Origin of the sequence: Dyadobacter koreensis, from assembly GCF_900108855.1 — a bacterium.
Lineage (GTDB): Bacteria > Bacteroidota > Bacteroidia > Cytophagales > Spirosomataceae > Dyadobacter > Dyadobacter koreensis.
Genome location: NZ_FNXY01000003.1, coordinates 559050 through 580579 on the forward strand (window position 1 = coordinate 559050; position 21530 = coordinate 580579).

Annotated in this window: 17 protein-coding genes and 1 pseudogene; 9 read left to right on the top strand and 9 right to left on the bottom strand. The window is 40.7% G+C overall.

The features are described 5' to 3' along the window. Positions 1–6: 6 nt before the first annotated feature. Both BMY70_RS11025 and nusB read right to left on the bottom strand, forming a co-directional pair. Positions 7–309: a YtxH domain-containing protein gene (locus tag BMY70_RS11025; protein WP_090335225.1), complete on the bottom strand. Its 303-nt coding sequence runs from the start codon at positions 307–309 to the stop codon at positions 7–9. A 114-nt stretch (positions 310–423) separates the two neighbouring features. Next, the gene (gene nusB / locus BMY70_RS11030; RefSeq protein WP_090335226.1) at positions 424–1590 is read right to left on the bottom strand and encodes a transcription antitermination factor NusB; all 1167 of its coding nucleotides are present in this window, start codon (positions 1588–1590) and stop codon (positions 424–426) included. A 135-nt stretch (positions 1591–1725) separates the two neighbouring features. On the opposite strand from nusB, the gene BMY70_RS11035 reads away from it, so the two are divergent. After that, positions 1726–1908 carry a hypothetical protein gene (locus tag BMY70_RS11035; RefSeq protein ID WP_090335227.1) on the top strand — a complete coding sequence of 61 codons (183 nt, stop codon included), beginning with the start codon at positions 1726–1728 and terminating at the stop codon, positions 1906–1908. 44 nt (positions 1909–1952) lie between these two features. Continuing rightward, the gene (locus BMY70_RS11040) at positions 1953–3734 is read left to right on the top strand and encodes an ABC transporter ATP-binding protein (protein ID WP_090335228.1); all 1782 of its coding nucleotides are present in this window, start codon (positions 1953–1955) and stop codon (positions 3732–3734) included. A gap of 84 nt (positions 3735–3818) precedes the next feature. Here BMY70_RS11040 and BMY70_RS11045 read toward each other — a convergent pair whose 3' ends face one another. Next, positions 3819–4580, bottom strand: coding sequence for a LexA family transcriptional regulator (locus BMY70_RS11045; protein WP_090335229.1), 762 nt, complete (start codon positions 4578–4580; stop codon positions 3819–3821). 135 nt (positions 4581–4715) lie between these two features. On the opposite strand from BMY70_RS11045, the gene dinB reads away from it, so the two are divergent. Next, positions 4716–5948, top strand: coding sequence for a DNA polymerase IV (gene dinB, locus BMY70_RS11050; RefSeq protein WP_090335230.1), 1233 nt, complete (start codon positions 4716–4718; stop codon positions 5946–5948). A 115-nt stretch (positions 5949–6063) separates the two neighbouring features. Here dinB and BMY70_RS31280 read toward each other — a convergent pair. After that, positions 6064–6288 (bottom strand): annotated as a pseudogene (locus BMY70_RS31280) (type II toxin-antitoxin system RelE/ParE family toxin). Positions 6289–6345: 57 nt separating this feature from the next. On the opposite strand from BMY70_RS31280, the gene BMY70_RS11060 reads away from it, so the two are divergent. The 6 genes from BMY70_RS11060 (at position 6346) to BMY70_RS11090 (ending at position 15689) form a co-directional block, all read left to right on the top strand. Further along, positions 6346–9309, top strand: a complete 2964-nt coding sequence (locus BMY70_RS11060) for a DNA polymerase III subunit alpha (protein WP_090335231.1) — start codon at positions 6346–6348, stop codon at positions 9307–9309. An 89-nt stretch (positions 9310–9398) separates the two neighbouring features. Beyond that, entirely contained in the window at positions 9399–9902 is a 504-nt protein-coding gene (locus tag BMY70_RS11065; protein WP_090335232.1) for an RNA polymerase sigma factor, read from the top strand. A gap of 187 nt (positions 9903–10089) precedes the next feature. Then, positions 10090–10905: a prolipoprotein diacylglyceryl transferase gene (lgt, locus tag BMY70_RS11075; protein ID WP_090335234.1), complete on the top strand. Its 816-nt coding sequence runs from the start codon at positions 10090–10092 to the stop codon at positions 10903–10905. A 167-nt stretch (positions 10906–11072) separates the two neighbouring features. Continuing rightward, a complete protein-coding gene (locus tag BMY70_RS11080; RefSeq protein WP_177197003.1) occupies positions 11073–11792 on the top strand; it encodes a lipocalin family protein in 720 nt (239 codons plus the stop codon). A gap of 54 nt (positions 11793–11846) precedes the next feature. Further along, positions 11847–12698, top strand: a complete 852-nt coding sequence (locus BMY70_RS11085; RefSeq protein ID WP_090335236.1) for a sugar phosphate isomerase/epimerase family protein — start codon at positions 11847–11849, stop codon at positions 12696–12698. Between the two features lie 180 nt (positions 12699–12878). Then, complete coding sequence (locus tag BMY70_RS11090) at positions 12879–15689, top strand: M16 family metallopeptidase (RefSeq protein WP_090335237.1); 2811 nt, start codon at positions 12879–12881, stop codon at positions 15687–15689. Positions 15690–15847: 158 nt separating this feature from the next. Here BMY70_RS11090 and BMY70_RS11095 read toward each other — a convergent pair whose 3' ends face one another. The 5 genes from BMY70_RS11095 to BMY70_RS11115 all read right to left on the bottom strand — a co-directional run bounded on the left by BMY70_RS11095 (position 15848) and on the right by BMY70_RS11115 (position 21494). Then, a complete protein-coding gene (locus tag BMY70_RS11095) occupies positions 15848–16090 on the bottom strand; it encodes a DUF3820 family protein (RefSeq protein WP_090335238.1) in 243 nt (80 codons plus the stop codon). A 17-nt stretch (positions 16091–16107) separates the two neighbouring features. Continuing rightward, a complete protein-coding gene (locus BMY70_RS11100; protein WP_090335239.1) occupies positions 16108–17571 on the bottom strand; it encodes a nicotinate phosphoribosyltransferase in 1464 nt (487 codons plus the stop codon). Positions 17572–17717: 146 nt separating this feature from the next. After that, the gene (locus tag BMY70_RS11105) at positions 17718–19979 is read right to left on the bottom strand and encodes a peptidase domain-containing ABC transporter (RefSeq protein WP_090335240.1); all 2262 of its coding nucleotides are present in this window, start codon (positions 19977–19979) and stop codon (positions 17718–17720) included. A gap of 6 nt (positions 19980–19985) precedes the next feature. Continuing rightward, the gene (locus tag BMY70_RS11110; protein WP_090335241.1) at positions 19986–21182 is read right to left on the bottom strand and encodes an HlyD family secretion protein; all 1197 of its coding nucleotides are present in this window, start codon (positions 21180–21182) and stop codon (positions 19986–19988) included. 93 nt (positions 21183–21275) lie between these two features. Then, complete coding sequence (locus BMY70_RS11115; RefSeq protein ID WP_090335242.1) at positions 21276–21494, bottom strand: hypothetical protein; 219 nt, start codon at positions 21492–21494, stop codon at positions 21276–21278. Positions 21495–21530: the final 36 nt, after the last annotated feature.

Below are 21530 nucleotides of genomic sequence, written 5' to 3' on the forward strand. Positions count from 1 at the left end.
TTAGAATCAGTTTGTCTGACCTTTTATCTGCGCCATCAGGCGATCAACATCTTCAAGAAGTTTTTCTGCTTTTTCGCGCGCATCATTTACCACGCGTTCGCCTTCAGCCCTTGCATAGCTGTCTGGCTGGTTTTTTCCTTCGATCAGATCTTCGATCACAGCTTGCAATTTTTCACGGTATTTGGATAACCGGTACGTAAGCTGAGTACGAAGCACATTACCTTTATCCGGAGCGTAAAGTATACCTAAGGCTGCTCCTGTGACAATCCCTGTCAAAAATGCTATTAAACTACGGCTGGATTTACTCATGGCTTTGTAATTTTAGCGGTTTAGCCGCAATTGTTGGTGGTTAGCTGTTAAATTATTTTACAATAAACAAATTTTCGGGTTACCCCTCTACCCTTCAACCTAAAAATTCTATGCCTATTTATTATCGATCAATCCGCGTCCGCTCTTTCTGATTATGCCCTGCGCAGCCAATTTCACGGAAAGTACATCAAGTACCCCGTTTATAAATTTGCCGCTTTTAGGCGTGCTGTACCTTTTTGCAATTTCAATAAATTCGTTGATCGTCACTTTCACCGGAATTCCTGGGAAGTGGATCAATTCTGCAAGTGCAGTTTTTAAAATGATCATATCCACCAGCGCGATACGGTCGAGCTCCCAGTTTTTCAACTGTTCGTCAAGATAAGCATCATACTGATCGCTTTCTTCAATCACAAGTTTGAATAATTCTTCGACAAAGAAACGGTCTTCTTCCCAGTCTTTTGTCAAAGGAGATAAAGCGAAAGTTTCAGCGCTGTCGCCTGATTTAAGGGTTTTGATTGCCAAACCACGAATCAACTCGCTATGGTCAACCCAATATAAATCCCGTTGTTCAAGAAATTCCAGCGGTACTTCATGTTTTAGGATTACCTGACGTAAAATATATTGAACAAGTAGCTGATCTTCTTCCGGTGTATGTTCCGTTTTATTGCAGTATTCCTCATAGGTTGCATCCTTGCGTAATGCTTCACGATAGGTTTTACGTATCATGTTCATGTCATTACTCCAGTTGATGCCATTTCTGATTATTTCTTCCGCCAGCGTTTTGTCTTCCTGAAGAACCATGATGACGCGGTTTGTATTCAGACCTCCATTTTTAGAAAATGGCGCTTCCGGATCATCATATTTACGTTCACGATCCAGTTTTGCCTGGTAAGCCAGTTCGAGTAACATAGACAATACCCGGATAAAATCGACGTAGATAGATTCCGTTTCATTTAAAACCCGGCGAACCATCTTTTCGCCATCCGCCTCAGTCTGTCTCTTGTATGCTTTATAAGCGCTGTTGGCAACTTTTATTACATCCGAATTGAATTCTTCATTTTCCTTTAGTTCGCCGCTTTTGATAAGTTCATCTAACGCTGCGCCTGCCAGATGTTTGTTGTTTGTCAATTTTTGCTTATCCTGAAATTCCATCGAATTTAAATCAGGAGCAAAAGCTTCTTCGATCTGATCCAGAGCGAGTAATCTGTTGGCATCTGCAGTTAATTTGCGCGCATAAAGAGCTTGAACAGCTTTTGTTCGTAATAATCTTCTATTCAGCATAAGCCGGAATACTAATTGGATAAAAGGTACAGTAAACCAAAGAACGTATCTGCGTGTTAAGCAAGGTTTTTAATTTGACAATACCCCGCGTTTATATTTAAAATCGACCGCAAAATTAGACTATTTTGTTTAGAAATGGAAAAATCAAATCCAGGCTTTTTATTTTTGCAACGTTTTAAAACATTTGACTGTTGGTATTTAAACACATACAAATCCGGGAAAAGTCAGAGTAATGGCATTGGCCGAGATTTATTAATTTTTAGCAATTTCTTCATTGCGGATAATCGATTTGGTGTGAAACAGGCAACAGCCAAATAAAACACTGAAGATTAACGTAAAGACCAAATCAACCAGAACGACACGTGAAAGCACTTAAGTACCTCAATAAGTACCTCTTGAAGTATAAATGGTATCTTATTTTAGGAACAATTTTTACCATAATTTCTAATCTTTTTGGAATTATTCCGGCGCAGCTGGTTCGTTATGCCCTCGATTTGGTAGGCGAAACGCTTGACGTCTATTATTTATTTGCCGGGTCAGCTTTACAATCCGAGCTATACGACACATTTGCCTTTACCATTTTGCTATATGGTCTGTTGATTCTGGCGATGGCACTTTTAAAAGGTATATTTCTGTTTCTGGTCAGGCAAACGATTATTGTCATGTCGCGCCATATAGAATACGAGTTAAAGAATGATGTGTACAATCACTACCAGACATTACCAACGAGCTTTTTCCGGACACATAACACCGGAGATCTGATGGCAAGAATTTCCGAAGACGTAAGTAATGTCCGGATGTATGTCGGCCCTGCCATGATGTATGGGATTAACCTGATCGTACTTTTTATCCTGGTCATTTCTTACATGGTAACGGTTAATGCAAAGCTGACCCTCTACGTTCTTTTGCCGCTGCCATTGCTTTCTGTCAGTATTTATATCGTGAACAGCATTATGATGAAGCGCTCTCAGGAAATCCAGAAGCAGCTGTCAGCACTTTCCACATATGTTCAGGAAGCATTTTCAGGTATTCGCGTAATAAAATCGTTTGTTCAGGAAAAACACTCTTTTACCAATTTTAAAACCGAAGCAGAAGATTTCAAACACAAATCATTGCGTCTGGCAAAAGTTGACGCTTTCTTTTATCCTGTGATTGTTTTGCTGATCGGGATCAGTAATATTCTGGTCATTTTTGTTGGAGGCAAGGAGATTATGAACGGAAATCTTACGCCCGGAAATATTACTGAATTTATTCTTTATGTGAATATGCTTACCTGGCCCGTGATGGCGCTGGGGTGGACGACCAGCCAGATTCAACGTGCGGCTTCTTCTCAAAATCGTATTAATGAATTTCTGGAAGTGAAAAACACGCTGGTTTCCGACAAGAATATTGAGAAGCCGTTGGACGGAATCATTACCTTTAAAAACGTTGGTTTTATTTATCCTGATTCCGGAATTCAGGCAATTGAAAATTTCAATCTGGAAATAAGCCATGGTGAAAGTATCGCGATTTTAGGAACAACAGGTTCCGGGAAAAGTACGCTGGCTCATTTACTTTGCCGCCTTTACGATCCGACAGAAGGCGAAATACTGGTCGACGGAATCCCTCTAAAAGATTATAATGTCAATGAATATCGGCGCCAACTAGGCTACGTTCCACAGGATGTCTTTTTGTTTTCTGATTCTATTGCCAACAATGTCCGTTTCGGAAGTGTCGATATGCCTCAGGAAAGAATTGAACTTGCCGTGAAAGATGCTGATCTGCTTCGTAACATTCAGGATTTCCCGGATGGTTTCGATACACGATTGGGAGAACGTGGAATTACATTGTCCGGTGGGCAAAAACAAAGACTTTCTATCGCCCGTGCTATTGCCCGCGATCCTAAAATTCTGATACTGGACGACTGTCTATCGGCGGTTGACACAAATACAGAAAATATAATCCTGACAAACCTGAAAAGAATTATGGACGAACGTACTTCTGTGATTATTTCACACCGCGTTTCGTCTGCAAAACTGGCCGATAAAATCGTTGTTCTTGATGAAGGCAGGATCGTTGAGCAAGGTACACATACTGAGCTTATGGGTAAAAATGGTGCCTACAAAGAGTTGTATGAGAAGCAGCTGATGGCTGAAGAAGTTTGAGATATTTCAAAATTACAAGATATCATTTTATCAAAACGGGCCGGCGAGAAAATCTAACCGGCCCGTTTTGATAACGCTTAAACCTTACTTCACAAGCTTTCTCACCTCCTCTTTCAACTCCTTCATTTCCTGATGCAGATTTTGCAAACTGACCGTGGCTGAATCGGTTTCCATATCAAAAGTGAGTTTACTATGAACCTGCCAAAGCTCCCGAACCTCACTTCGCTCAAGAAGAATTGGATTATATTCCTGATTCAACGAAATCAGATTAACGAGCGTTGTTTGATCGTTCTTTTGAATTTTTTTAACCAGAATACTATCAGAAGTCACCACCACATACATGCGGTTGCTCTTGATCGTATCCCACCCTTCCACTGCTTTCCCAACAATCCATTCGTCCGATTGTAAAACCGGCGTCATACTATCACCATCGACCTGAAATCCCCTGAAAGAGGCATTGCGAAATTCAGGCAAAGGGATACTGAAAGCAGGCAAACTTTCAAACCAGTTGGCATCGCCAATATTATGCGGATATCCGGCAGCAGCTTTGGCACTGACCAACAGTATGTTTTCTTTTCCACTATTATCGACAGTGACAATTTTCGGGCTCATCACAGGCTCTCCGATACGCAGATACTTTTGCGTGCTCTCGCCAAACAACCAGAGCGGGTTAATATGATGGCGTTTTAAAAGTTCCTTTACGACCTGACCAGGAATCCGCGTACGCCCGCGCTCAATATCAGCCGTCGTAACATTGATCCCAAGCTGCTCTGCGAAAGCGGCTTGCGTCAGATTTAATTCTTCGCGTATTTGTTTAAAACGTCTGCTTTCTTCTTCGATAGGCATATGTCCTGATAAACATGTGGTTAACCATAAATCTTATCAAAGATAGAAATTTTTTGGAATATTTCCATTGCTTATTCAGGATTAAATCCATAATTTTGGAAATAATCCATTAACTAGTAAAAATTCCAAGTAGCCATGGAGCGAACTATCCTGCATATGGATCTCGATACATTCTTTGTATCTGTTGAACGCAAGCTTGACAGCCGTCTTGAAGGAAAACCGATTCTTGTAGGAGGAATTGGTGACAGGGGTGTCGTTGCTGCATGCAGCTATGAAACAAGATCTTTCGGTGTGCACTCAGGAATGCCTATGAAAATGGCCAGAAATCTTTGCCCGGAAGCTACGGTCATACGCGGTGAGGGAGGTGTTTATTCCAAGCATTCAAAAGAGGTTACTGAAATTATTCGGGAGGCTGTTCCCGTTTTCGAGAAAGCAAGTATCGACGAGTTTTATGCTGATTTATCAGGTATGGACAGATTTCAAGGATCATCTTACAAGATGGCACAAGAACTGCGCAAGCGAATCAAAAAAGAAGCGGGACTGCCGATTTCCTTTGGACTTTCTGCTAATAAACTGGTGTCCAAAGTAGCAACCGGAACAGCCAAACCGGATAATGAACGAAAGATCGAATTTGGAACGGAGAAAAATTTTTTAGCACCAATGCTGGTTAAAAAGATTCCCATGGTTGGCGAAAAAACAAGCCAGATTTTGTATAATCTCGGCATAAAACATGTAAGAACGATACAAGAAATGCCCGTCGAAATGATGGCAAAGGTGTTAGGAAAAAACGGTGTTGTTTTATGGAATCGTGCCAATGGAATAGATGAAACGCCGATTATTCCATTTCATGAGCGCAAGTCAATTTCCAATGAACGGACTTTCGGAAAGGATACAGGAGATGTAAAGAGGATGCGAGAAATGATACGGGCTATGGCAGAAAACCTTGCCTATCAGCTCAGAAATGGAGAAAAGCTAACATCTTGTATATCCGTCAAAATTCGCTATTCAGATTTTAACACATTTTCCAAGCAACTGAAAATCCCATATACTTCGGCAGATCATCTTCTCATACCGCAAGTTGAAAAACTATTTGAGCAATTGCATAATCGCCGGATGATGGTCAGGCTTGTAGGTGTTACATTCAGCGATCTTGCAGGGGGAAATTACCAAATCAACATATTTGACGACTCAGAAGAAAAACTAAACTTATACCAGGCCATGGACTTTTTAAGGAACAGATACGGAACCGACGAGAGAGGAAATTCGATCATCAGCTGGGGGACCACACTCGGGATTGCCAATATTTCAAGCATGGGAAATCCATTTAATGGTGAGCCGCCAATTATTCCGGCGCATAGGAATGCGTAGCGAGAATTACGGCTGAGCCTTATTGATATGCGAAGTTTCTATGCTTTTTAGTTCGTTGACTATCAAATGCTGCTCTTTTCCCAAATCGAAATTATCCTACAAACCAAGCCAGAATTTAGATGTTGTGATCATTTATTCTGATACTGTAAAAATCCTTCAAATTACCTGACAGTTTTTCAAGGCGATTTTGAAGGCGGAATACGGAGGTCGTTTAAATTCTGTGAGTTGTTCAACATCCTGAGTTTTCTTCTCCCGACAGACTGAATTTCCGGGAGAGGCTTGCCTACCCTTCTCCAAACCATATTTTCTCAGTGTCTTTTGAAGAAAAACTAATTATCATTTTCAACTGGCGTTAGTAACGTCAAAAGCAAGTATAAAGTTTAATTTCCCCACAACCATGTTACTCAACTGCCACTCTTATTTCAGCCTTCGCTACGGAATGATTCCGGAAGAAGAATTGCTCAAACTGTGTGTGCTGAATAATTATAACACGATTGCTCTTACGGATATTAACAATACTTCCGGATGTCTGAACTTTATCCGCACCGCTGCCAAGTATGACGTAAATCCGGTTGTCGGTATCGATTTTCGAAACGGATTGCGGCAGCAATTTATTGGTTTGGCAAAAAACAATAATGGATTTCAAAATTTAAATGCCTTTTTATCAAAACATTCGCATGAAAAACTGGACTTTCCCGACCAGGCTCCGAAACTTGAAGACGTTGCTTTCATTTATTCTTTTGAGCAATTAATCAAAACAGGAAAAACTGATTTTTCAGCTGAAGAATATATTGGGATAACAATTAAAGATTTAAACCGCGTCCGGTTTTCGCCTTTGGCAAACCGGGAAGATAAGTTCGTTATTCTACACCCGGTGAGTTTTCGTCACAAGAAAGATTTCAGCGCACACAGGCTTCTCAGATCGATTGATGAAAATACATTACTGAGCAAGATCTCAACTTTCGGGACAGGAGAAGAAACGGAGCAGATGTTGCCATCAGCAACACTTAAATATCATTTCAAAAACTTTGATTCCATTGTCTACAATACCGAAAAATTGATGGAACAGTGCCAAATAAATTTCTCGTTTGGCGATCACAGGCAACATCAGAACCTGAAAATTTATGGAGAAAGTGAAGCAGATGATTATCAAAAACTACGTTCACTAACTTACAATGCACTGGGATATCGTTATGGAACGGAAGTCAATGATCTAATTTTTGACAGGATTTCGATGGAGCTGGAACTGATCCAGAAACAGAATTTTATCCCGTTTTTTTTAGTAAATCACGACATTGTCAGTTATGCAAAACAGAAAGGATACTACTATGTTGGCCGGGGAAGTGGCGCTAATAGTATAGTAGCCTATCTGTTGAGCATCACCAATGTCGATCCGATCGAACTTGACCTCTATTTTGAACGCTTCATCAACATCCATAGAAAGAATCCTCCTGATTTTGACATTGATTTTTCATGGAAAGATCGGGAGGATATTACCGACTACATCTTTAAGAAATTTGGCTCCAAAGGTCAGGCCGCACTTTTAGGAACTTACAGCACTTTTCAGCATAGCGCTGCCGTGCGGGAGTTGGGTAAAGTATTTGGGTTGCCTAATTATGAAATCGAGGCACTCAGCAACGGAAAATATGACCCTAAAAAACTGGATCAACTATCGGCACTTGTGATTAAATATGCCGGATATTTTCAGGAAAATAATCAGCCGAATCACCTCAGTATTCACGCTGGCGGAATTTTAATTTCCGAACGTCCGATCCATTATTTTTCAGCGACGGATCTTCCTCCGAAAGGTTTTCCAACGACGCAGTTTGACATGGTCATCGCCGAAGATGTCGGCCTGAATAAATACGATATCCTTAGTCAACGCGGCCTGGCAAAAATTAAAGAAACGCTGGAAATCATAAAATATAACCGTCCGGAAGCGCCTGAAATTGATATTGATGATGTCAAAAAATTCAAGCTGGATCCGAAAATAAATAATTTGATCAAGCAGGCGCAATGCATCGGCTGTTTTTATGTCGAATCCCCGGCGATGCGTATGCTATTGAAAAAGCTGGAAGTTGACAACTATCTTGGATTGGTAGCCGCCAGTTCGATTATTCGTCCTGGTGTTGCAAAAAGCGGCATGATGCGTGAATACATTTTACGGCACCAGGACAATGACCGGGCAAAAGAGGCGCATCCTGTTTTGCTTGATCTTATGCCTGAAACCTACGGGATCATGGTTTATCAGGAAGATGTGATCAAAGTTGCGCATTATTTTGCAGGTCTGACGTTGGGCGAAGCCGATGTGATAAGAAGAGGCATGAGCGGAAAATTCCGTGGTCGCGATGAATTCGAACATGTCAAAGCAAAATTTTTCAAAAATTGCAAAGACAGAAAGTATGACCCAAAAATAACGGAAGAAATCTGGGGGCAGATTGCAAGTTTTGCCGGTTATGCGTTCGCAAAAGGCCATTCAGCTTCCTACGCTGTGGAAAGTTACCAGACTTTGTTTTTAAAAGCATACTATCCGCTGGAGTTTATGGTTTCCGTTTTGAATAATGGCGGCGGTTTTTACGCACCTGAATTATATGTCCACGAGGCGCGCATGATGGGTGCAAATGTCCTTGCTCCCTGCGTAAATCATAGCTATGCCCAGGCAATCATTGAAGGAAAAGATATTTATCTGGGCATGCAGTCGCTGAATGAAATTGAAGAGAAAACGATTGCCAAAATTCTGGAAGCGCGACAGGCGGAAGGACCGTTTACTTCGTTAAATAATTTTCTTGATCGCGTTGCTGTTTCAATTGAGCAACTTACGATCCTGATCCGTATCAACGCTTTTCGTTTTACAAAAATTGACAAGAAAACACTTCTATGGAAAGCTCATTTTCGTATGTACAAGGCGACAAATAAAGTCCCTCAAAAGCAATTGTTCCAGATTGAAATTAAAGATTTTGACCTGCCTGCATTTGAAACCTCTCCTACCGACGAAGCATATGATCAGATTGAATTATTGGGTTTTCCGCTTTGCAGCCCGTTTGATCTGGTAAAAAATCCAATGTCGAGAAGTGTGATGTCAAAAGATTTGCATCAGTATATCAATCAGGAAGTGATTCAGTATGGCTATTTGGTTGCAGTAAAAAACACGAGGACTTCGAAAGGGGACAGAATGCAGTTTGGCACTTTTCTGGATCAGGAAGGACAATTTATTGACACTGTGCATTTTCCTGATGTTGCAGCAAAGTATAATTTTTCAAACAAAGGCGTTTACAAAATATACGGAAAAGTAATTGATGAGTTCGGTTTTTTAAGTATCGAAGTGACTGAAATTGTGCGGATGGATTTGGCTTTGCGGTAAAAATCAGCGGACAAGAATTATTTTTTATATCCCGTGTGACATTTGTATCTTAATCTTCTACTAATGGTCAGGTAAACAAATCAGGTGTGATGGGTTCTATAAATACAACGGATTTTGTACAGGTCGTCAAAGAGAATCAGGGCATTATTAACAGTATCTGCCGACTGTATTATAGCGATGATGAAGACATAAAAGACGCCCGACAGGATATCATTTTACAACTTTGGAAATCCTTCCCTACTTTCAGAGGTGACTCAAAGATCAGTACCTGGATTTATAGTATAGCCTTAAATACTGTTATCGCAAAAGTTAAAACGGAAAGGAAAAATAAAACTAACGAACCGCTTTTGGACTCTCATTTAAATGGCGAAACCTCATTTGTTTGCGCGGACGATGACATTCAGCAGTTGCTATTTGTTGTTAATCGATTGGAAGCAACGGACAAAGCCATCATGATTTTGCATTTCGAAGGTTACAGCAATAAAGAAATAGCGGAAACCTTGAAGTTGACCGCGACTAACATCAGCACGCGGATGAACCGGATAAAGACCAAACTAAAAGAAACTTTTAAAACCAATTGCAATGGGCTCTGATCATCTTCAAAACGGCTGGGCAAAATTTAAAAAGCTAAATAGCTCCGATGAAAACTTTGAAAAAGAAATACTGCATATTATTGACAGCCATAATCGCCGGGCCAATCATTTTGTCACAGAACGTATGATCAGAAACGCTGCGATTTTTTCTTTTATCCTGGCATTTTGCCAAAACTGCCAAATTTAAATGTTGTCTTTTATACTCTGGAACGTCAGGTCAAACGTTTTTCCCGGACTGGAAATCCCAAAATGGTATGGCTTATGCTGGGCGCTGGGAATATTTTTGGGATATCAGGTGATGCTGTATATTTACAAGAAAGAAGGCAAATCGTTTGAGCGTCTTGATAAACTCGCGACCTATATTATCGTAGGAACGTTAGTCGGCGCGAGGCTTGGTCATGTTATTTTTTATGATCCACTTTATTATCTGCAACATCCCGTCGAAATTCTTCCCATTCGTTTTTCTCCTCAATTTGAATTTACAGGATTAGCCGGACTTGCCAGTCACGGAGGAGGCATCGGTGTTTTTCTGTCGATTTATTTTTATTCAAAGAAGTACCACGAGAATTATCTTCAAATTTTAGACCGGGTAACGATCGTTGCTTCATTAGTCGGCGCATGTATTCGCTTTGGCAATTTGATGAATTCTGAAATGATCGGTGTCCCGACTGACATACCCTGGGCCTTTATATTTTCGTCTGCTGACCACGTTCCAAGGCATCCTGCACAGCTTTATGAATCGCTTTTCTGCCTTTTGCTTTTCGTCCTGACTTTTTCGGTCTGGAAACGAAAAGCAGATAAATTACCCGACGGATTTCTACTTGGCATATTCCTGATACTGCTTTTCAGTTTCCGCTTTTTTGATGAATTCCTGAAAATAGATCAGGAAGCTTTTGAAGCCAGTCTGCCTTTTAATATGGGACAAATCCTGAGCATTCCGTTCGTTTTTGCAGGCCTGATCCTCATTTTCAAAAAACCGGATTTTAAAATCCATAAATCCTAGACAATCAGGAAATTGTTCCGGATTTATACTGGTCCGGACACAAACGTCAGCTTCAAGAGCCCAAAATAAAAATCCGGATAAAATAATACATCTTCAAAATGGAATGATAACTTGGTACGTTAATGGTTAGCTCTGCTAGTTTGTCTTACCAATTCATCAGCAAATTCATGAAAAAGATATTTTTAGGTATTATTTTCTTAAACGTCTTGTTTGTTTCATGCACCAAAGAATCCGGTTCAATTTCGGGCAGCTGGACCACCCCGATGGAAGATCAGCCGCAACACCAGCATGGCTTTACACTCAAAGACGAAGGCACTGCAACTTCGATCAATCTTGACAATAAGGCTTATGAAAAGTGGGAAAAATTTGGTGACCGCCTGATTCTTTCGGGAAAAAGTAAGCAGTCAACTAATGCTGAAAAATTCAACGACACATTAAAAATTATCTCAGTAAATGACAGCGTTATGATTGTGAAGGCCAACGGAAAAGAGGTGACCTATAAAAAGACATCAGCGCCCGATAAACTGGTCAGCGACTTTGAAAATTATGATTGTTACACTTACACTACAAAAAAAGACACCGCTTTCCTTCACATAAACACGGCAAATGGGATTATTACAGGAGATCTTAGTTATCAGTTTTTTGAAAAAGACCGTAACAATGGAATTGTAAGCGGAAAAATAATCGGGGATACATTGTTAGCTGATTACACATTTTCATCAGAAGGCCAAAAATCTGTCCGTGAAATTATCATGATAAAAAAAGGGAGTGACCTGATTGAGGGATTTGGCGAAGTTGAAGAAAGCAACGGGAAAATGAAATTCACAAACCGCTCAAAACTAAATTTTAAAAAGGGACTTACATTTAAGAAAATAAATTGTCCGTGAAAAGGCCGGGTATGAAATTTTCAAAGTATAAAGAAATATAAATCTCAACTACCTATGTTAAATCCAAAATTCGGAGCTTCTATTCTATCCTGGATTCCACCAGTCTGGACGCCGGATGCAGGGCTTCACGCCATAAAAAAAACCGCAGAAACAGGATTTGATATACTCGAAATTCTACTTCCTGTCTCCATGGATTTTGATGCGGCTACCGTCAAAAGACAATTGAAAGAGCATAATATCGAAGCGTTGTGTACGATAAATTTACCTAAAAATTGTCATATCCCTTTTCATCCGCTTGAAGCTACGACGCTGATAAAAGCCGCTCTGGATAAAACATCCGAGCTTGAAGTAGGATTTCTAGGCGGTGTTTTACATTCGGGAATCGGCGTTTTCACGGGCCTGCCAAGGACAAAAGAGGAGGAAGTTATAATGTGCCAGGTCTGGACGGAAGTTGCCGCATATGCTAAAACTCTCGGAATCAAAATCGGAATTGAGCCTGTCAACCGTTATGAAAGTTATATCTGCACCGCTGCAAGCGAAACGCTTACGTTAATCAAGAAATCCGGTGCGGAAAATCTCGGCTTGCATCTTGATACGTTCCATATGAATATCGAGGAATCAAATTTCTACGACCCTGTTATTCAGGCTGGCGACAAGCTACTTCATGTTCATATGACGGAAAGTGACCGCGGAATGTTGGGAGAGGGAAATGTACATTGGGATGAATTATTTAAGGGGCTGGCTGAAATAAATTATTCAGGTGCATTAATCCTGGAAAACTTTTCCTCCGAAATTAAAGAACTTATTGGTCCAACTTCCTTGTGGCGTACGTCAAAATACAGCGCCGAAGATCTTGCGAAAGGCAGCCTTGCCTTTATGAAACAAATGGTTGAGAAATATCATTAACGATCTAATTTACTTAGGGGCGGGCGATTGCACGTTCGCTCCCAAAAGTCCTTTTTCATACCTGCTATTTTATTCTCAGCACTTTTACGACTAAAATATTTTATTAACCTCTCTTTGCAATAGTAGTTAATAACAATACCTTTCGTTTTTCATACATTTTATCAACTTTATATAAGTAAAATGAAAAAATCCCTCATGATTTTGTGCGCTTTTGGTATGTGGTCGACGGTGTCACTATCAACCTCCGCACAAGGGCTAAGTACGCAAAAAGTTCCGCTAGATCCCTCCGTAAAAACAGGAAAGCTTAAAAATGGTATAACTTATTACATCAAGAAAAATGCGGAACCAAAAAATAGGGCTGAGCTGAGACTGATCGTTAAAGCAGGTTCTGTTCTGGAAACTGACGCACAGCAGGGATTGGCTCACTTTATGGAGCACATGAATTTTAACGGCACAACAAATTTCCCTAAAAATGAGCTGGTTAATTTTCTTCAAAAAACCGGAGTTCGTTTTGGTGCTGACTTGAATGCATATACTGGCTTTGACGAAACCGTATATATGCTTCCGATCCCGACTGATTCGGCCGGACTACTGGAAAAAGGAATTCAGGTTTTAGACGACTGGGCACATGGCGCGTTGCTGGATCCGGCTGAAATCGAAAAGGAAAGAGGTGTTGTTTTGGAAGAATCCCGCATGGGTCGCGGTGCTCAGCAGCGTATGCGTGACAAATATTTGAAAATGATCCTGAACAATTCCCGGTATGCCGAGCGCCTGCCGATCGGAAAAGACAGTATCCTGAAATCTTTTAAACCAGAAACGATCAAGTCATTTTATAAAGACTGGTATCGGCCGGATCTTATGGCTGTTGTCGCTGTCGGCGATTTTGACGTTGCGAAAGTAGAGGCAATGATCGCTGATAAATTCGGGAAAATTCCGGTGACGGCAAATCCAAAGAAACGTGTTGAATATTCGATTCCACTGGATGGAAACACGAACGTTGCGATTGTGACGGATCCTGAGTATCCGCAAAACGTAATCCAGCTGATCTATAAACAACCTAATTCGAAAGAAAAATCGCTGCAGGATGTTCGTAACAATATTGCTCAGGGATTATATAACGCAATGATGGGTCAGCGAATGCAGGAACTTACCCAAAAAGCGAACCCTCCTTTCCTATATGGTTCCAGCAACTACGGTGATTTCCTTGGTAACCTTGATTCGTATACTTCGATCGCGCTGGCCAAAGACCCTTCCTCGATAGAAACAGCTTTAACCGCTTTGTTGGAAGAAAATGCCCGGGTTCAAAAATTCGGATTTACAGCACCTGAACTTGACCGTGCCAAGAAGGATTTTATGAATTCAATTGAACAGGCATTTAAGGAAAAAGATAAAACCAAATCGGCAAATTATGTCGGACAGTATTTGGAGCACTTTTTGCATCAAAAACCTTACATGGGAATTGAAGCCTATTATGCGTTTCTTCAAAAACACATTGATGGTGTCAAATTGGAAGAAGTAAACGGATTAGCTAAAAAATACATCACGGATAAAAACCGCGCAGTAGTGATTATGGGCCCCGAGAAGTCAAAAGATGCACTTCCGACAGAAGCCAGAATCCGTACCATGTTGGCAGAAACAGGAAAAAACGTTACTGCCTATGTGGACGACGTGCTGGATTCTCCGCTACTTGCAACTGAACCCAAGGCAGGAAAAATAACCAGTGAAAAAACAAATGAAAAGCTGGGCGTAACAGAACTCACGTTATCAAACGGTGTCAAAGTCTTACTAAAACCGACCGATTTCAAAAATGATGAAATTTTGATTCAGGCGACTGGAAAAGGAGGATTTTCTTTGTTTCCAGGAGAGCGGGAAACCGGGATTTTTACAAGTTATATGATTCAGTCTGGCGGAGTAGGGCCTTATAATCAAACACAGCTTCAAAAATTCCTGGCCGGAAAAACGGTGAGTGGAAGTCCTTTTGTGACTGAATTGAAAGAAGGTGTTGAAGGCAGTACGAGTCCGAAAGATCTGGAAACAACTTTGCAGCTCTTGTATGCCTATTTTACAGAACCGCGTAAGGATAAGGAGGTTGTAAGCGGGATGCTTAGCAATCAAAAATCTTACCTGGAAAATATGCGCAAGACATTAACACCGGACAAGGTTTATTCTGATTCTTTAAACGCTGTATTAACCAGCAACAATCCGGAACGACGCCCGCTTACTCCGGAAAGTATCGACAAAGTAAGTCTGGATCGTGCGGTAGAAATTTATAAAAACCGTTTTGCCGATGCTTCTGACTTCGTTTTCACATTTGTCGGTGCTTTTAAACTTGATGCTATCAAACCTTTGCTGGAAAAATATATCGGTAGCCTGCCTTCCACGGAACGAGATGATACATATAAACACCCGAATATTTTTCCACCAAAAGGACAAATAGAAAAGACAATTTACAAAGGTTTGGAACCCAAGAGTAAGGTAACTTTGGTGACTAGCGGCGAGTACGATTATAATCCTGAAAACAATATCCAGATTGAAGCTTTGCAGGAGGTTTTGCAGATCAAATTAATCGAAGCACTTCGTGAGGAAGAAAGCGGAGTGTATGGCGTCAGAGTTTCGCAAGACGTAGATAAATACCCTTCCGGACATTACAGTTTTTTAATCAGTTTCGGATGCGCTCCTGAAAATGTCGATAAACTTGTTGCTCGCAGCATTGCTGAAATGAAAAAAATAAAGCAAAATGGCGCCGATCAGAAAGACATCGAAAAATTTGTAGCAGAAACAAGACGTAAAACAGAAGTTGCGCTGAAAACAAACAGCTTCTGGATCAACTATCTTGATGAAACTGTGTTCCTGGACGACGACCTTGAAGAAGTTCTTCAGGAAGATAAGTTGTTAAAGTCCATCACAGTAGCCAGTACGAAGGCGGCTGCAGATAAATATTTTAATGATGAGAATTTCATCAAAGTGGTTTTAATGCCGGAGAAGAAATAGTACTTCGTTCTGGGAGCGAGGCCATCGGCTGATCATTCAGTATTTTGAGTTTTTTTTAAATACGGGCGAAGATTAAAATCTTCACCCGTATTTCGCTTAAGAATCTGTCTCTCTGCAAACAGCATACGCTTGAATTAGTCATTCTGACTAAAACATGTTTACCTCCTGTAAATCTTTTTCAAGCCATCAATCAAAAACATGAGATCATTTAGCCGGATCTCGTACATGGTGCTCAAAAGCATACCAAGTTTGCCTGCCGGAAAACCTTCGCGTTCAAACCATTCCAGGTAGGAAACTGGCAGGTCTGTGATCAACCAGTCCTTATATTTTCCGAAAGGCATTCGATACACGATCAGTTCTTTTAAAATTTCAGTATTCGGTTGTGGAATTTCATCGCTCATTTGTCTTGAATTTAATATCACTTCCCAGCTCTTAACTTTACGATCAACTCTGTTTTCATATCGAATAACTCTTTTTCCAGACCAACCGGATAGGTATGTGGATTAACAAATCTCTTTATCCCCTTATGAAAATGTGCCAATTGCTGTTCGACGCGTTCTTTTGTTTCGTGAATTGAAGGCAGATGATAAATCAAAACTCCTTTGGCAAAAATTGGTACCAGCAGATCTTCGAACTGGATTGTTTCGGAAAATGACCTTGTCTTCGTAAAATCATAAGGATCAACCATAGTAGATTTCCCGATAAGGGGAGTTTCGATATTAAAGATCATGTCGGAAATAAACCCTTTTGAATCTTTGAAACGCCTTACTTGTTGAATTCCGGGAGTTGAAACTTTAATTGCCTGTTCGGAAAGTTTCAATTTATAATCCCACTCGCCCGCCTCATTTTTAATCGCCGCCAGTTTGAAAACACCTCCTAGCGCCGGCTGATCAAACGCGGTTACCAATTTGGTACCGATTCCCCAAACGTTAATTTTCGCACCCTGGATTTTTAAACTGTCCATAATATATTCGTCCAGATCATTACTGGCAACAATATTAGTTTTTTCAAATCCTGCATCGTCAAGCAATTTTCTCGCTTCTATACTTAAATACGCGAGATCTCCGGAATCCAGCCGGATACCGCCCAACTCATATCCTCGTTCACGGAGCTGTTTTCCCACAATAATTGCATTTTCAACTCCCTGAATTGAATCGTAAGTATCGACAAGTAAGGTAACATTATTGGGCATATGCAAGGCGTAAGTTTCAAACGATTCAAGTTCGCTTTCAAACGACATTACCCAACTGTGCGCATGTGTGCCTTTTACGGGAATCCCATAAAGTTTCCCTGCAAGAACGTTCGAAGTTGCATCAAAGCCGCCGATATAAGCCGCACGGCTGGCTGTCATTCCGCCATCCGGGCCTTGCGCCCGCCTTAACCCAAATTCTAAAAGGGCATCTTCATTCGCCACTAAACGCATTCTTGCTGCTTTTGTCGCGATTAAGGACTGGAAGTTGATGAGATTTAAAAGCGGTGTTTCAAGTAACTGACATTGCAAAACAGGTCCCTGAATTCTCAGTAAAGGCTGATTTGGGAAAACCACCGTGCCTTCAGGAATTGCATCGACACTACATTTGAATTCCATATCACGCAGATAATCCAAAAATTCCTTCTCGAAAAGTGCTTTGCCATCACTGCCCGTCAACGATCCGATATATTCAAGATCTTCTTCGTCAATCCGGTATTCATTCAGATAATCAATTACACTGCTTAACCCGCAGGCAATTGTAAAGCCTCCCTGAAAAGGGTGTTTTCTAAAATACAGATTAAATACTGCTTCTTGCTCTGCCTTTCCTGATTTCCAGTAGCCATAAGCCATTGTAAGCTGGTATAAATCCGTTAATAAACTTAACGAGGTATCATAGAGTCTGTTGATCATTCTTGCTTTTGTTTTATTAAAACATAAGCCTAATTACTAAAAAATACTGGTTTTAAAACGGAAAAAAGAAGCCAAGTTTTAAAAACCGGCCTCTCTTCATTATCGTAAAAGCGTTCATAGATTAATATCGAAGCAAGAAACGACAGCTAATTCACACTTTCCAAAGATGGAAATTGTTGTTTCCACATATCAAAATATCTGCCCTTTTTTGAAATGAGCTTTTTATGATTTCCTTCTTCCACAAGTTTTCCTTTTTCCAGAACAACGATTTTATCGGCGTTCATAACCGTGCTTAATCGATGTGCAATCAGAATAATTGTTTTATTTTTCTTGCGTAATGACTGGACTGCCAGTTGAATATGGCCTTCCGATTTCGAATCCAGAGATGACGTCGCTTCATCAAGGATAAGGATTTCCGGATCGCGGTAAAGTGCCCGGGCAATAGCGAGTCGCTGGCGTTGACCACCTGAGAGACTTGTTCCGTTTTCACCGATATAGGTATTAAACCCGTTTGGAAGATTTTCAATAAATTTGATAATATCAAGTTCCTGACAAATTGAAACGATTTTTTTCATATCAGGTTCAAACTCTCCAACCGCAATGTTATTGATCACATTTCCTGCAAAAAGATGGACGTCCTGCGGTACTGCGCTTACCAATTTTCTCAAACTATCGTTCGTCAAATATTTCAGATCAAATCCACCTAACTGAATATTTCCGGATTCAATAGGATAAATATTTTGCAACAGAGAAAGTAAAGTTGTTTTTCCCGAGCCGCTTTCGCCGACAATTGCAGTAATTTTTCCTTTTGGAATCATCAGATCCAGCCCCTCGAAAACCGTTACGCGGGATCCATATCGAAAATGAACATTCCTGAAATAAATGTCGCCAATCATATCCGGCGTAAGTTCAGCCTTATTTTCCAGCGACTCCCTTTCAATATCCATGATTTCAAAAAGACGATCCGCCGCAATCGAAGCATCCTGAATGGTTTTATTCATTCCGATCAAACTCGAAACTGGTCCTGTAAAATATCCGATGATCGCATAAAATGAAAGCAGTTCGCCAGGAGTAATGATATTTTCAAGGACGAAAAGCGAGCCGGCCCAAAGTAGAATAATTGTAAAGGCACTTGAAACAAAACCGCTGAAATCGCCTATCCATAAAGAATTGGTATTCGATTCATAAACCGAACGAAGCATTCCGACAAACTTTGTTTCTGTTTTTAAATTGGTAAAGTCTTCCAGGCCAAATCGCTTGATCGTGCTCACAGAATTAATAGATTCTACCAGCTGCGATTCCAGCTCGGCAGAACTTTCCATTAATTTGCGCTGCGTGGTTTTGTTAACTTTATTGGAGAAATAATAGATAACCGCATACAACGGAACGACGCCAAGCATAATCAGTGCCAATTTCCAGTAGTAAGTAAACATCAGTACAAACGAGAAAATCAGGATAAAAAAGTTTACCGAAAACCCTATTAGCACATCATTGATAAACACCCGGATTTTGACAGCATCGTTAATTCTGGAAATAATCTCCCCGACCCGCATATTATCAAAAAATTGCTGCGGCAATCGCAGTAAATGCTTATAATAACCCAAAATAAGCCTCGCGTCAATCTGCTGACCGGTTTTAATTGTTAGAAGTGATTTGGAGTGATTGATCACAACCCGGAAAAATAGCAGTGCGATCATGATAATCCCCATCAGGTTCAGAAGATTTCTGTTACCTTCGGGAAGAACATTATCTACAATCTTTTGCAGGAAGATAGACGTTGAAAGTCCCAGCAAAGTGTAAACAATTGCGCCGGTGAGAACCTGTAATAAAACAGATTTATGAGGTTGTAACAGAAACCAGAATCTTTTGGAAACGGAAATCGTCTCATTCCCTTCCATAAATGTATCTCCCGGCTGAACCAGTATTAAAACTCCTGTCCATATACTTTTAAACTGGTCATAAGTCAGCGCCATTATCTCGCCATACGCTGGATCCATGACCTCGACCGTAGTGTCTGTTACCTTGTAAACTACCACGTAGTGATGCAGCACGTTTTTGATAATCACGTGTGCGATAACCGGAACCGGCACGTGTGGAAGCTGCTCAAATGTTGCTTTTACCCCTTTTGAGTTAAACCCCAGTTTATTGGCAGCTTCGATAAGCCCAAGCACATTTGTCCCTTTTTTATCCGTTGACGCATATTGGCGGATTCTTGCAACCGGTACTGTCAGATTATAATATGCCGCCACCGAAGCGAGGCAGGTGGCACCGCAATCTGTCAAGTCATGCTGTTTTATAGCAACATGCCCAAGTTTACTTTTCGTTGAGAAATAAGGTATTTTTCCAGCAAGGCTGTTCTTGAAGCCGTTTAGTTTAGCCCATAAGTTATGGGATTTAGGTTGGTCCATAACGTATTATTTTTGAGGTGGCGTGTCTTCGGTCGCAATCAGATTCGGATTAAGCCAATCATCCGCTTTATCATAAAGGAGCTGAAAGAGCGTACGTTCCGTAACAAGAAATCTCGCCTGGAGCGTCATTCCTTTTTTCAATTTTCCAACATATCCGTTTCTTAAAGTGAGGGCATCCTTATCAAGCTGGCAGCGGACTTTGAAAAATGGCTGCTGGCTTCCATTGGTATAAACATCATTTGATATGGAGATCACTTTTCCCGTCACCAGCCCCCACTGATTGTAATTATAAGCATCAACCTGTAATCTGGTTACCGTCCCTTTATGCAGCAAACCGATATCTTTCGGCAATACGTACATCTCGGCAACCATTGAGGCATCTGGTGAAATTTCGGCTAAAAATTCATTTGGAGATACAGAACTGCCAGCCTGTAAACCCTTCAATTGCTGTACAGTGCCACTTATAGGCGCCTTGATTGTGTAAAAGTCTTTTTCTCTTAAATACTGTTCATTTTTGGAATTTAACTCACGAACTTTCATATTAAGCTGCGTCAGTTCCGATTCCCAACGAGCCTCCTCCTCTTCCATAATCGTCTTTATCTTGCTTTTTGCATTACTGTGCAATAAAACCGCGCGGTCATATTCCGCTTCCGAAATTGCTTTAACGTCATGCAGCTTCACACTTCTCGCGAAATCTTTTTCAACCGTAAACAAAGTCGTTTTCGCCTCTGTTATTTTTTGCCAAAACAGCGCGAAATCCTGTTTATATAGTCCGCTTTGAAGTCCTGGCTTTTTGCTCCAGTTGTTTGTACGGCTCAAATGCAACAGTTTTTGAAGATCTTTAACCTGATTTTCGTAGTCCGTTTGCTGGGCGAGGGTCAACTGATTCTGTTCAGTCAGGATTTCTGCCTGGATCGTCAGCAAAGTTTGTCCTTGTTTTACACGCTGATTTTCGGAAATAAAAACTGAATCAACCCTTCCGCCAACAAGTGCTTTAATTTCATTTTTGTCATTTACCGACCGGATAATCCCGGTGCTCCGAACGCTGACATCGACTGTGATGATAAACAAGGAAACAAATGCAGCGACAATAATCAGCAGCAACAGCTGATAAACCAGTTGAGATCGCGTATTATGCTGGTGAAAGTGATAGTCTGCTGTGTATTCAAGAATTTCTGGTGGGAAGATTTTGTTATTGTCCATACCGTTCGGGTTTATGACATTTTTCGCCTGGTGATGAAACAAAGAGGGGGTGACTAAGCCACCCCTCTTATCTGTCTAACCAAAAGCATCTTTTTAGTTGGTAATAGAATTAAAAATTCCACCCAGATCCAGACCTAAACCAAAGTTGGTTTTTTCTGATGATCCATCATCGTCTACTGATTCATGGCTAAAATTTAATCCCAGTGCTCCAAACAATCCGCCTGAAGAACTTGAATCATTGCTGTTGCCAAGCCCTAATAATCCACCATTTATTTCATTCATTTCTGCGAAATTTAATTCCTGAAGTTTCATAATTTCTAGATGTTTAATGAAAAATTTGCTTACTCG

Excerpts from the sequence above, each read along its gene's own strand:
- BMY70_RS11025 (WP_090335225.1), bottom strand. The coding sequence starts at position 309 with ATGAGTAAATCCAGCCGTAGTTTAATAGCATTTTTGACAGGGATTGTC.
- nusB (WP_090335226.1), bottom strand. The coding sequence starts at position 1,590 with ATGCTGAATAGAAGATTATTACGAACAAAAGCTGTTCAAGCTCTTTAT.
- BMY70_RS11035 (WP_090335227.1), top strand. The coding sequence starts at position 1,726 with ATGGAAAAATCAAATCCAGGCTTTTTATTTTTGCAACGTTTTAAAACA.
- BMY70_RS11045 (WP_090335229.1), bottom strand. The coding sequence starts at position 4,580 with ATGCCTATCGAAGAAGAAAGCAGACGTTTTAAACAAATACGCGAAGAA.
- dinB (WP_090335230.1), top strand. The coding sequence starts at position 4,716 with ATGGAGCGAACTATCCTGCATATGGATCTCGATACATTCTTTGTATCT.
- BMY70_RS11060 (WP_090335231.1), top strand. The coding sequence starts at position 6,346 with ATGTTACTCAACTGCCACTCTTATTTCAGCCTTCGCTACGGAATGATT.
- BMY70_RS11065 (WP_090335232.1), top strand. The coding sequence starts at position 9,399 with ATGGGTTCTATAAATACAACGGATTTTGTACAGGTCGTCAAAGAGAAT.
- lgt (WP_090335234.1), top strand. The coding sequence starts at position 10,090 with ATGTTGTCTTTTATACTCTGGAACGTCAGGTCAAACGTTTTTCCCGGA.
- BMY70_RS11080 (WP_177197003.1), top strand. The coding sequence starts at position 11,073 with ATGAAAAAGATATTTTTAGGTATTATTTTCTTAAACGTCTTGTTTGTT.
- BMY70_RS11085 (WP_090335236.1), top strand. The coding sequence starts at position 11,847 with ATGTTAAATCCAAAATTCGGAGCTTCTATTCTATCCTGGATTCCACCA.
- BMY70_RS11090 (WP_090335237.1), top strand. The coding sequence starts at position 12,879 with ATGAAAAAATCCCTCATGATTTTGTGCGCTTTTGGTATGTGGTCGACG.
- BMY70_RS11095 (WP_090335238.1), bottom strand. The coding sequence starts at position 16,090 with ATGAGCGATGAAATTCCACAACCGAATACTGAAATTTTAAAAGAACTG.
- BMY70_RS11100 (WP_090335239.1), bottom strand. The coding sequence starts at position 17,571 with ATGATCAACAGACTCTATGATACCTCGTTAAGTTTATTAACGGATTTA.
- BMY70_RS11105 (WP_090335240.1), bottom strand. The coding sequence starts at position 19,979 with ATGGACCAACCTAAATCCCATAACTTATGGGCTAAACTAAACGGCTTC.
- BMY70_RS11110 (WP_090335241.1), bottom strand. The coding sequence starts at position 21,182 with ATGGACAATAACAAAATCTTCCCACCAGAAATTCTTGAATACACAGCA.
- BMY70_RS11115 (WP_090335242.1), bottom strand. The coding sequence starts at position 21,494 with ATGAAACTTCAGGAATTAAATTTCGCAGAAATGAATGAAATAAATGGT.